The sequence below is a fragment of the Streptomyces sp. NPDC002130 genome (assembly GCF_040296465.1).
Taxonomy (GTDB): Bacteria; Actinomycetota; Actinomycetes; order Streptomycetales; family Streptomycetaceae; genus Streptomyces.
On the sequence record NZ_JBEOXI010000256.1, the window covers coordinates 1 to 11331 of the forward strand.

At 73.2% G+C, this 11331-nt stretch carries 8 protein-coding genes and 3 pseudogenes; 4 read left to right on the top strand and 7 right to left on the bottom strand.

Features of this window, described 5'->3' with window-relative positions; translation table 11 throughout:
- Positions 1–353: pseudogene (locus ABT116_RS33775) on the bottom strand (penicillin-binding protein 2); the annotation flags it as partial.
- A complete protein-coding gene (locus ABT116_RS33780) occupies positions 350–997 on the bottom strand; it encodes an FtsW/RodA/SpoVE family cell cycle protein (RefSeq protein WP_502983983.1) in 648 nt (215 codons plus the stop codon). The gene ABT116_RS33780 and the pseudogene ABT116_RS33775, both read right to left, overlap by 4 nt.
- On the opposite strand from ABT116_RS33780, the pseudogene ABT116_RS33785 reads away from it, so the two are divergent.
- The 4 genes and pseudogenes from ABT116_RS33785 to secD all read left to right on the top strand — a co-directional run.
- Positions 884–1594: pseudogene (locus tag ABT116_RS33785) on the top strand (sensor histidine kinase); the annotation flags it as partial. The gene ABT116_RS33780 and the pseudogene ABT116_RS33785 sit on opposite strands and share 114 nt — an antisense overlap.
- A gap of 2 nt (positions 1595–1596) precedes the next feature.
- Entirely contained in the window at positions 1597–2280 is a 684-nt protein-coding gene (locus tag ABT116_RS33790; RefSeq protein WP_351641670.1) for a response regulator, read from the top strand.
- 43 nt (positions 2281–2323) lie between these two features.
- Positions 2324–2854: a hypothetical protein gene (locus ABT116_RS33795; protein ID WP_351641673.1), complete on the top strand. Its 531-nt coding sequence runs from the start codon at positions 2324–2326 to the stop codon at positions 2852–2854.
- A 79-nt stretch (positions 2855–2933) separates the two neighbouring features.
- Positions 2934–5198 (top strand): protein translocase subunit SecD, encoded by a 2265-nt coding sequence (gene secD / locus ABT116_RS33800; RefSeq protein WP_351641676.1) that lies wholly within the window; start codon positions 2934–2936, stop codon positions 5196–5198.
- Here secD and ABT116_RS33805 read toward each other — a convergent pair.
- The 5 genes and pseudogenes from ABT116_RS33805 to ABT116_RS33825 all read right to left on the bottom strand — a co-directional run.
- A complete protein-coding gene (locus ABT116_RS33805) occupies positions 5191–6435 on the bottom strand; it encodes a glycosyltransferase (protein WP_351641678.1) in 1245 nt (414 codons plus the stop codon). The genes secD and ABT116_RS33805 overlap by 8 nt on opposite strands.
- 443 nt (positions 6436–6878) lie before the next feature.
- The gene (locus ABT116_RS33810) at positions 6879–8369 is read right to left on the bottom strand and encodes a HEAT repeat domain-containing protein (protein ID WP_351641681.1); all 1491 of its coding nucleotides are present in this window, start codon (positions 8367–8369) and stop codon (positions 6879–6881) included.
- Between the two features lie 77 nt (positions 8370–8446).
- Positions 8447–9937, bottom strand: a complete 1491-nt coding sequence (locus ABT116_RS33815) for a cytochrome P450 (RefSeq protein WP_351641683.1) — start codon at positions 9935–9937, stop codon at positions 8447–8449.
- A gap of 210 nt (positions 9938–10147) precedes the next feature.
- Positions 10148–11155 carry a trypsin-like serine peptidase gene (locus tag ABT116_RS33820; protein WP_351641686.1) on the bottom strand — a complete coding sequence of 336 codons (1008 nt, stop codon included), beginning with the start codon at positions 11153–11155 and terminating at the stop codon, positions 10148–10150.
- A 78-nt stretch (positions 11156–11233) separates the two neighbouring features.
- Positions 11234–11331 (bottom strand): annotated as a pseudogene (locus ABT116_RS33825) (TetR family transcriptional regulator); the annotation flags it as partial.

An 11331-nucleotide genomic window follows, 5' to 3' on the forward strand; every position in this document is an offset into this window, starting at 1 on the left:
TGACTGAACAGCCGGTTGTCCGAGCCGTTGAGAATCGGATCCTCGGTGCGCTCGAGGCCGGCGCTGCCGTACTGCATCGAGTAGAAGCCCGTGACCGGTGCGTACGGGTACGGATTCGGATACTCGCGCAGGTACTTGTACCGGTCGTCGGTGGCGCGGGAGGCGGCAAGCACCTGACCGGAAGCCGAGATCTGACCTCGCTGGCGTGAGTACTCGTCGAGCAGCACCCGCGAGTTGCGCGGGTCGGCTCGCAGGTCGTCAGCCTTGATGACCTGTACGTACGTGGCGTTGGCGAGGAGCGCGACGACCATCACCATGACGGCCATCGCGACGCGGCGCAGTGGAGTGTTCATACGCGCGGCATCATCTCGGTATTGGCGTCAGCGATTGGGGGCGGACCTTTCTTCTTCGTCACTACCGGCGCACGAGCCGCGTCCGAGATCCGGACGAGGATGGCCAGCAGTAGGTAGTTCGCGAGCAGCGACGAGCCGCCGTACGACATGAACGGTGTTGTCAGACCCGTCAGCGGGATCAGCTTGGTGACGCCGCCGACGACAACGAAAATCTGGATCGCGATGGTGAACGACAGACCGGCGGCCAGCAGTTTGCCGAAGCTGTCGCGCACTGCCAACGCCGTACGCAGGCCGCGCACGATGAGAAGCAGGAACAGCATCAGCACAGCGGCCAGGCCGATCAACCCGAGCTCTTCGCCGATGGTCGCGATGATGAAGTCCGTCTTCGCGAACGGCACCTGGTTGGGTCGACCACTGCCCAGACCTGTTCCGGCGATACCACCGGTGGCCAGGCCGAACAGCGATTGCGAGATCTGATACCCGGTGTTGGCGTAGTCGCCGAGCGGGTCCAGCCAGGTGTCGACGCGTACGTGCCCGCTTCGGGCGGTGGCGGGGTCCCGGAGCTGATCCGTACGTTCAACGCCATGCTGGAGCGGCTGGAGCAGGAGAGGGTCGCCAGCAGCACCCGAGCACTGCTGGCCCAGGAGGGGGAACGCCGCCGCATCGCTCAGGAACTGCACGACGAGGTCGGCCAGAGCATGACCGCGATCCTGCTGGGCCTCAAGCGCTCGGCGGACGACGCCCCGGAGCCGCTGCGCAAGGAGCTGCAGGAGTTGCAGGAGATCACCCGGGAGAGCCTGGACGAGGTCCGCCGTCTGGTGCGCCGGCTGCGGCCGGGCGTGCTGGACGATCTGGGCCTGGTGAGCGCGCTGACCTCGCTCGGCGAGGACTTCGCCACCCATACCGGGCTGCTGGTCACCCGCCGCTTCGACGCCGAGCTGCCCGCGCTGGAGCCGGAGACGGAGCTGGTCCTCTACCGCGTCGCCCAGGAGTCGCTGACCAATGTCGCCCGCCATGCGGACGCCCGGCGGGTGACCGTCGCCCTGCGCCGAGCCGACGACGGCGTGGTGCTGACGGTGACCGACGACGGCAGCGGCATCGAGGCCCCCCGCGAAGGCGCCGGCATCCGAGGGATGCGCGAACGCGCCCTGCTCGTCGGCGGCACCCTGGAGATCATCCCCGCGCCCCGGGCCGGCACCCGCGTCCAGCTCACCGCGCCCGTCGCAAGGAAGCAGCCCTGATCATGCCCGACACGACCACGCCCGCCCCGAGGGAAACCGGCGCGATCCGCATCCTGCTCGCCGACGACCACGCGCTGGTCCGTCGCGGTGTGCGGCTGATCCTCGACCAGCAACCGGACCTCCACGTGGTCGCCGAGGCCGGTGACGGGGCCGAGGCCATCGAGCTGGCCCGCGCCCACGACGTCGACCTGGCCGTGCTCGACATCGCCATGCCGCGTCTGACCGGCCTGCAGGCGGCCCGCGAACTGGCCGCCCTCACACCGGGCCTGCGGATCCTGATGCTCACCATGCACGACAACGAGCAGTACTTCTTCCAGGCCCTGAAGGCGGGCGCGAGCGGGTACGTGCTGAAGTCCGTCGCCGACCGGGACCTGGTCGCCGCCTGCCGGGCCGCGATGCGGGACGAGCCCTTCCTGTACCCCGGCGCGGTCACCGCCCTGATCCGCAACTACCTGGACCGGGCCCGCCACGGCCAGGAAACGCCCGACCAGATCCTCACCCCCCGCGAGGAGGAGGTCCTCAAGCTGGTCGCAGAGGGCCACTCGTCCAAGGAGATCGCGGACCTGCTGTTCATCAGTATCAAGACCGTCCAGCGGCACCGCGCCAACCTGCTGCAGAAACTCGGCCTGCGCGACCGTCTCGACCTCACCCGCTACGCCATCCGCGCCGGGCTGATCGAGCCCTGACCGGAAACCGGCCCGGGCCGTAGATCGCGAGGAGAGGGGAACGGTGCACCACATCGCGCGCACAGCGCCCGTCGTCGGCACCACTCGGCCCCGCTCCCCCGTCACCGCGGTGCTCGCGGTCGTCGTCGTGGCGGTGCTGGCCGCCCTCGGCGTCGTCACCCCGCCGCCCGGCAGACCGGGCACGGGCGCGTCCGGCCACCTCGCGGCGGCCGACCACCTCCGGCACGACGGAACACACGCGGCGGACCACCTCCAGTACGACGGAACGCGCGCGGCGGACCACCTCCGGAACGACGGAACACGCGCGGCGGCGGACCACCTCCGGAACGACGGAACACGCGCCGACGACGGATGCGATGCCGCCCGCGTCGTCCGTGCGGCCACCCGTCACGAGCAGCCGCACGGCGAGCAGCCGGCCCCCCGCGGACACTCCGGCACCTGCGACCGGAGCGCGCACGCCACCCCGAGCCGGCTTCCGAACCCGCACGGCCCTCAGAGCCCGCGCGTGAGCGCCTCGCAGCCACACCTGGCCCAGGACCAGGGGCGGGGGCCCCCGGTGTTCTCCGGCACCTGACGCCCCTTCCCCTTCACCCCGACCACCCCGCAGCGGCCCGCGACGGCCGCCGCCGTGGTGTGCCTGCCGGAGGCTTCCGTTGAACCGTTCCCTGCGCGTGAGGGCGCTGCTCGCCCTCGCCGTGCTCGCCCTGTCCCTGTACATCGCCGCCACCGTGCCCGTCCGGCTCGGACTGGACCTGCGCGGCGGGACCCAGATCGTGCTCGAAACCCGTTCCACCCCCACGGCCGACGCCGACCGCACGGCCACCGACCGCACCCTCGAGGTGCTGCGCGGCCGCATCGACGCGCTCGGCGTCGCCGAACCCACCCTGGTGCGCTCCGGCGACGACCGGATCATCGTCGAACTACCCGGTGTGCAGGATCCGAAGAAGGCCGCCGACGTCCTGGGCCGTACCGCACAGCTCACCTTCCACTCCGTGCTCGGCACCGCGGACGAAGCGGACGACACCTCCCGGCCGCTGCCGAAGCGGCCCCGGGAGCGCGTCCTGCCCGACGAGTCCGGCACGCCGCTGCGCCTCGGGCCCACCGCCCTGACCGGCGAGGACGTCAAGGAGGCCGCCGCCCGGTTCGACCAGGAGGGCGGCGCCGGATGGCACGTCACCGTCGGCTTCGGAGGCGACGGCCGGGCCGGCTGGGCCCGCCTGACCGGCGAGGCCGCCTGCCAGGCCCCGGGCGACCCGGCGCGGCGGGTCGCCATCGTCCTCGACGACAAGGTCATCTCCTCCCCGCAGGTCGACCCGTCCGTCGCCTGCGGGACCGGCATCCGCGACGGCGCCACCCGGATCACGGGCTCCTTCAGCGCCGAGGAGGCCCGCGAACTCTCCCTGCTCATCAGCGGCGGGGCCCTGCCCGTGCCCGTCGAGACCGTCGAGCAGCGCACCGTCGGCCCCACGCTCGGCGCGCAGGCCGTCGACGCCGGCGCCTGGGCGGCGGTCATCGGCACCGCGCTGACCTCGCTGTTCATCATCGCCGTCTACCGGCTCATGGGGAGCCTGGCCGCCCTCGCCCTGGCCTGCTACGGCCTGATCTCCTTTGCCGCCCTGGCCGCCCTGGGCGCCACCCTGACCCTGCCGGGCCTGGCGGGTTTCGTCCTGGCCATCGGCATGGCCGTGGACGCCAACGTGCTGGTCTTCGAGAGGGCGCGCGAGGAGTACGCGGCACGCCGCCGGCCCAGTGTCCGTTCGGCGCTCACGGCGGGCTTCCGCAACGCCTTCAGCGCGATCGCCGACTCCAACATCACCACGCTGATCGCGGCGGCTCTGCTGTTCCTCCTCGCCTCCGGGCCCGTTCGCGGCTTCGGTGTCACCCTCGGCATCGGTGTGCTGGCCTCCATGTTCAGCGCACTGGTCGTCAGCCGGGTGCTGGCCGAGTTCGCCGCGAGCCGGCCCGGCGTACGCCGCCGCCCCGGTCTCACCGGCATCGCCGGCATCGGCGCGGTCCGCGACCGTCTCACCCGCCGCAACCCCCTCCTGATGCGCCGCCCGCGCCGCTGGCTCGCCACCTCCGCGGCCGTGCTCGTGCTGGCCGGCTCGGGCATCGCGGTGCGCGGCGTCGATCTCGGCGTGGAGTTCACCGGGGGCCGCCTCATCGAATACAGCACCGGCAGTCCCGTCGAACCCGGCCGGGCCCGTGCCGCCCTCGCCGACGCCGGTTTTCCCCGCGCGGTCGTGCAGTCCTCGGGCGACACGGGTCTGACGGTGCGTACGGATCCCCTGACCGACGCCGAGGAGGCCGAGGTCACCGGGACTCTGCGCGGCCTCGACAGCCGGGCGGACAAGGTCCGCGACGAACTGATCGGTCCCAGCCTCGGCGAGGAGCTGCGCCGAGGTGCGCTGATCGCGCTCGCCGTGGCCCTCGGAGCGCAGTTCGTCTACCTCGCGGCACGCTTTCGCTGGGTGCTGGGCTCGGCCGCGGTCGTCGCGCTCGTCCACGACGTGGTGATCCTGCTCGGGGTCTTCGCCTGGCTCGGCAAGCCCGTCGACGGGGTGTTCCTGGCAGCCCTGCTGACCGTCATCGGCTACTCCGTGAACGACTCCGTCGTCCTGTTCGACCGCGTCAGGGAACTGGTCCGGCGCAGTCCCGGGGCGCCGTTCCCCGGCCTCGTGAACGAGGCGATCCTGCAGACCCTGCCCCGTACGGTGAACACCGGCATGGGCGCGGCGTTCATGCTCACCGCGCTCGCCGTGCTGGGCGGTTCCTCGCTCGCGGACTTCGCCCTGGCGCTGCTCGTCGGCCTTGTCGTGGGGACGTACTCCTCGGTGTTCACCGCCGCTCCCCTGGCGATCCGGCTGCACCGCCGTTTCCCGCGAGTGGAGCCGTCCCTCCGGCGACCGGTCACGTGAGCCGGTCCAGCGCGGCCAGGACCGGGGCCACGGCGTCCTCTTCGGCCAGGCCACGGGCCAACTCCTGGGCGCGGAGGCGGTGGTGAGGATCGCTCGTGGCGCGGCGCAGGGCGGAGGCGAGCGAACCGGCGGTGAGGTGCCGCAGGGGGACGGCGCACGGTGCCGTCCCCAGGGCGACCAGGCGGGCCGCCCAGAAGCCGCCGTCGAACTGCACCGGTACCGGAAGGGTGGGGACGCCCGCGCGCAGCACGGCGGCGGTGGTGCCGGCTCCTGCGTGGTGGACCACGGCGGCCGTACGGGGAAACAGCAGCGCGTGCGGCACGTCTCCCACGGTGATCATGTCATCGTCGTCGCCGCGGGCGGCCAGGCCCGCCCAGCCCTGCTGGATGATGCCGCGCAGTCCCGCCGTACGCAGCGCACGCACGATCTCGGCGCTGAGGTGCCCGGCGTCCGGCACCGTCGCACTGCCCAGCCCGACGAACACGGGCGGCGGCCCGGCGGCCAGGAACTCCTCCACTTCACCGGGCAGTGCGCGGGTGTCGTGCGGCCACCAGTACCCGACGACCTCCAGCCCGGGGCGCCAGTCCTTCGGGCGGGACACCACCCGTTCGCTGAAGCCGTGCAGCACGGGCCAGTGGGCTCGCTCGTGGGCCCGGCGGCCGGCGGAGGGGCCGCGCAGGGTCATGCCGTGCCGGGTGCGCAGCCGGTGCACGGCCTGGGTGTAGACCCGGTCGACGGCGGAGATCACGGCCCGTCCGCCCAGGTGGTTGCCCACCGTTCCGAGCGATCGTCCGCCGAGCATGGGCGCGCCGAACTCGCGTGTCGGGTGCTGGGGTTGGAGGAACAGGCCGAGGCTGGGCAGACTCAGGCCCTCGGCGATGGCCCGGCCCAGCGGTGCGACGGCTCCCGCGGCCAGGACGACGTCCGCGCCGCGGGCGGCCTGGCCCAGGGCGTCGGTCATCTCCTCGGCCACGGACCGGGCCATCGACACCGCACGCAGCAGCTTGCCGAGGCCGGTGGTGCCGGCGTGCAGATCGCGGCCGCGGTCGGAGTGCGACACGGCGTGCGGGTCGACCGGGGTCGGGTGGAAGCGCACGCCCGTTCCGGCGGCCAGGGGTTCGAACAGGCCGTGGGTGGCGAGCGTGACCTCGTGCCCGCCGCGTGCCAGCCCCGCGCCCAACCCGGTGTAAGGCGCGACGTCGCCGCGCGATCCCGCCGTCATGATCACCACGCGCATGGGTCCCAGTGTGGCCCGGCCGGGCGGATGACACGCGGTGCATGCCCGCACGTGGACGAAAATCGCCGCTGCGGGTGCCTGCAGGCCGGTTCCGCCGCTGCGGGTGGCTGCAGGCCGGTTTCGCCGGTGCGGGTGCCTGCAGGTCGGTTCCACTGGTGCGGGTGGCTGCACGCCGGTTGCGCCACTGCGGGTGGCTGCAGGCCGGTTCCGCCGCTGCGGCTGCCTGCACGCCGGTTTCACCGGTGCGGGTGGCTGCAGGCCGGTTTCGCCGCTGCGGCTGCCTGCACGCCGGTTTCACCGGTGCGGGTGGCTGCAGGCCGGTTCCGCCGCTGCGGGTGGCTGCACGCCGGTATCGCCACTGCGGGTGCCTGCACGCCGGTTCCGCCGCTGCGGGTGCCTGCACGCCGGTTCCGCCGCTGCGGGTGGCCACCGGCCGGTTCTGCTCACCGCGGGCCGGTGTCCAGTCTGCCGAGGAGGCCGGTGGCGGCTTGCCGCAGTCGCGCGGACGCGTCCCCGGTGAGGGCGGTCAGCCGATCGCGGGCCCCCTCATCGTCCGGCGGCAGGGAGCCGGTCGCCTCCACCCAGCGTCGGAGACCGAGGACGGCCTCGTAGCGGACCGGTTCGTGCGGATCGTCGAGGCTGCGCAGGAAGCGCCGTACGTCGTGGCGGGAGTGCTCGTCGGCCGGGTCGTCCCCGTCGAGCAGGGACAGCGCGGCGGCCAGGACCTCGCCGGTCGGGGCGTTGTCCGCGAGGCGCCTCACGTCGGGCAGTGCCTGGGCGAGCCCGTCGAGCGCGTTGCGGGTGCGCCAGGTGTGCCGGGCGTCGGTGGCCAGGTGGTCGGCCAGGGCCCAGGCCACGGGGTGGCGCTCCCAGGGGCGGAGGCCGTTCTCCACGAGTGTCCCCAGGCCGTCGAGCACGCCCGCGCGCAGGTCGTCGTCGGGGTCGTCCAGGAGGGAGAGCAGGAGCCACACCGCGTCCCAGCGCCCCGCGGTCCCGACGGCTGCTGCGGTGGCGGCCCGGGTGCGGGGGGAGAGCGTCTGGTCGGTGAGCGCCGCGCGGAGGTGCGGCGCGACCGCGACCGGAGCGACGGTGCCCAGGGCGCGCGCGGCCGACGGTCCGGCGACGGGGTCGCGCAGCCACCGCACGGCCGGTTCGATCACGCGGTCGTCGCCCAGCCCTCCGAGACCGCGCAGCAGGCCTGCGGCGGCCTCGGGGTGCTCCTCGGTGCGCAGGGCCGCCGTCAGCTCGTCCCGCACCTGCTGCCGTTCCACGCGGAGCAAGCGCCGGGCGGCCTGGATCCGTACCGCGGGGGACGGGTCGTGCAGCGCTGTCAGCAGGGAGTCGAAGAGCTCCCCGGTGCAGCACTCCGGCAGCTGTTCCAGGGCACGAGCGCGTGCGGCACCCGCCCCCCGCCGGGCGGTGCGCGTCAGTTCGGCTCGTACGGCCGGGTCCTCCCCGCATCTGTCCAGCAGGGTGCGGGCGCGTCCCCACACGGCGCTGTCGGGGTCACCGAGCAGGGCGGCCAGAGCGGTGACGTCCCCGGGCGCGCCCAGTGCCGCCAGTCCGTCCAGGGCGTTGATCCGCACGTGGTGGTCCGGGTCGGCCAGCAGCCGGGCGAAGGCCCGGACGGCGGCTGGTCCGTCGAGTCCCAGCCGGGTGGCGGCGACGGAGGCCCTGCGCCGGACGTCCGGATCCGGGTCGCCCATCAGCAGGGGCAGCACCTCTTCGCCGGCCTCCGGGACGCCGAGCCGGCCCAGGGCCAGGGCGGCGGCCGCGCGCACGGAGGGCTCGGGGGCGTCAGCCGCTTCGACGAGTACACGGGCGTGCCCCGCCCGGCCGATCCGCCCCAGCCCCTTCAGCGCCGCTGCTCGCCGCTCCGGATCCCGCTGCGCCGACTCCCGCAGGAGGAACGCGATCTGATGGTCCGCCCCCATGGCCACCCCCGTGGAGACAGACCGTCGAGGAGCGGGATGGTTGCCCAAGTCCGGGGCTGCCGCTGTCGGCTGTGGGATCACCCGGCGGACGGTGAGGGCTTCGAGTCCGGGCCGGGTTCCGCGACCGTCGTGACGCCGGCCGGGTCGTCGGTGTTCCGCGGGGCCGGGGCCGGCTGCCGGTGGAAGCGCATGGTCATGCGGTCCGGTTTGACCGTGACCACCGCCTGGGGGCGTGGTGCCCGGGAGGTGAGCCGGAAGGACGGCCAGGTCCGCAGGACGGTCGCCAGGATGATCTGGAGTTCGGCCCAGGCGAAGTTCTCGCCGATGCACTTGCGGCGGCCGTCGCCGAAGGCGAGGAACGAGCCGCGGGTGGCCGCCGTGTTGCCGGTGGTCCAGCGGTCCGGGTCGAAGGCGTCGGGGTCGCTGAACACCGCGGGGTCGTGCTGGTGCAGGTAGGGGCTCCAGACCACGTCGGCGCCCTCGGGGACGAGATGCCCGCCGAGGTCGAGGTCGCGGGTGGCGGTCCGGGTCACCAGCCATGCGGGGCCGTACTTGCGGATGGCTTCCTGCAACACCCGGCGCGCGTACGGGAGATGCTCCAGGTCCTCGTAGGCCAGGGGGCGGTCCGCGCACACGGTGACGAGTTCCTCGCGCAGCCGCTGTTCGACCCGCGGATGGCGGGTGATCTCGTAGAGGGTCCAGGCCAGCGTGGTGCCGGTGGTCTCGATCGCGCCGGTCAGCAGGGTGATGGCCTCGTCCTGGAGCTGCTGACGGGTCAGCGGGTCCTCGGCGGTCAGCAGGGTGTCGAAGAGGCCCGTCCGCTGGTCACCGGCGGCAGCGGCCGCGTGCGGGCATCCGGCGTCGGCCGGGGCTGTGGCGCCGGACGGAGGTCCGGCTGCCCGGCGCCTCCGGTGGTCGATGGCCTGGTCGATGAGGGCCCGCAGGCGGGCGACGCGCTGCGCGTGCGCCCGGTTGGCGGGGAGCGGCAGCCGGGTCACCCAGGGCGGGAGAATGGTCTGCCGAATCGTTCCTTTCATGATGTCCGGCATGAGCGCGGTGAATTCGCCGGCCAGATGCTCGGGCAGATCCGCGCCGAACAGGGCGACGAGGAAGGCTCCGAGCGTGACCTCGTTCATGTCCTCGTACACATCGCGCGGCTGCCCCTCGGGCCATGCGCCGACCGCCGAGGCGACCTGCTCGATCATGGCGTCGCCACGGTCGGCGATGTGCGCCTTGTTGAACATGGGCTGCATCAGACGCCGGTGGCGCAGATGGGCGTCGCCGTCCGCGATCGTGGCGAGGCCGTCCCCGAAGAACACGCGCAGGGCGTCGATGATCTTGCCGCCCTTGGCGTAGTGCGCGGCGTCGGTCACCAGGACCTTGCGGGTCAGAGCGGGGTCGGTGACGACGTAGGCGGGAGTGGGGCCGATGCGTATGCGCACCACCGGGCCGTGGTCGCGCAGGGAGCTGATGAAGGGCAGGGGGTTGCGGGCGAGCTGGAGGCCGTGCCCGAGGAGGGGGAGTCCTCCGGGAGCGGTGGGGGTGGGCGACGTCGCGGGAGCGTTCATGGCCGGTTTCACTCCTTGTGGGGGCGTCGGCAAACGCTCGATGCATGCCCAGGACACCCGTGATGGATTCCGGCCACCCGTGCTCCGTGCGTCACACCCGCCCGGCTTCCGCCCGGTCACGAGCGGTGGGACGGCTCATGGCGCAACGATCCGGAGCCGCTTCCTCCGCCACCACGTGGCGGAGGAAGCGGCTCCGGGTGAGGCGCCGGCTCAGGAAGACTGGGCGCTCTGGTACAGGTTCTGGGCGTCCGCGCCGAAGTACGGGCCGTACATGGCGTTCGGCAGGAAGTTGTACTTGAAGCTGTTCACCGAGGACTGCAGGCCGGTCCCGGTGGCCTCGCTGAACTGGGTGAACCAGGGGCCGCCGCTGGAGCCGCCGGTCATGTTGCAGGTCAGGCCGTGGTCCTTGGACAGCAGGAAGTCGCGGGTGGTGGTGCCGCTGCAGTAGATGAACTTCTCGCCGTCGTACGGTGCCGCGGCCGGGAAGCCGAAGGAGTACATGGCCTTGTTGTAGCCGGTGTTGAACGCCAGGCCCTGGCCGCCGACGACGTCGGTCAGCTTCTTCCCGTCCAGCGGGGCGACCACGGCCGCGCCGATGTCGTAGTTGATGTCCTCACTGGCCGTCCACTGCGGGGTGGACAGGGTCTTGGAGGCGGTCCAGGTGCCGTACGGGCGCTGTCCGTCGTGGTAGCCGGGTACGAACACCCAGTTGGTGTGCCAGGCGCCCTCCAGCTTGACGCAGTGACCGGCGGTGATCACGGTGCTCTTGTTGGCGCTGGAGACGGCGTTGCCGGAGCAGGACGCGGTGCGGCCCTGGTAGCTGAAGAACACCCGTCCCGCGGTCTTGGTCACCGCTCCCCCGCCGGACCAGGGGCCGCCGCCGTGCGGGAAGGCCATCGGGCCCGCGGCGGAGGCGGGCGCGCTGGGGGCCACGACCGTCGCCTTGCCCTTGCGGAGTGCCGGGGTCCGCACGTCGGCGCGGTCGACGGTCAGCAGGTCGAGCGGGGTGGCCTCGCGCATTCGCTGCGGGGTCCAGAAGGCCAGGGCGCGTTCCTGCGCCGAGGGCGTCATCACGCCGGGGTCCGGTGTGGCGCTCGCGGGTGTGGCGGTGACGCCGGTCGCCAGGAGCGCGGCGACGCCGGCGAGCGCGCCGAGGACGGAGCGGCGGACACGGGTCCTGCCGCCGGACGGGTACGGGCTGCGGGGTCGGCCTATCACGCGGTCTCCTTCTGCTGTGGGGGCCGGGCGGCGGGAAGCCGCCACCCGGTCAGGCAGGGGTGTCACTGCGGACGGTCAGGGGGCAGCGTGCCACCAGGCCACCCAGCGCTGGGCGCCGGTCGCGTAGAGCGGGGCGACGGCTTCTTCCTTGGTGGCGAAGTACCGGTAGAAGGTGC

Excerpts from the sequence above, each read along its gene's own strand:
- ABT116_RS33790 (WP_351641670.1), top strand. The coding sequence starts at position 1,597 with ATGCCCGACACGACCACGCCCGCCCCGAGGGAAACCGGCGCGATCCGC.
- ABT116_RS33805 (WP_351641678.1), bottom strand. The coding sequence starts at position 6,435 with ATGCGCGTGGTGATCATGACGGCGGGATCGCGCGGCGACGTCGCGCCT.
- ABT116_RS33810 (WP_351641681.1), bottom strand. The coding sequence starts at position 8,369 with ATGGGGGCGGACCATCAGATCGCGTTCCTCCTGCGGGAGTCGGCGCAG.
- ABT116_RS33815 (WP_351641683.1), bottom strand. The coding sequence starts at position 9,937 with ATGAACGCTCCCGCGACGTCGCCCACCCCCACCGCTCCCGGAGGACTC.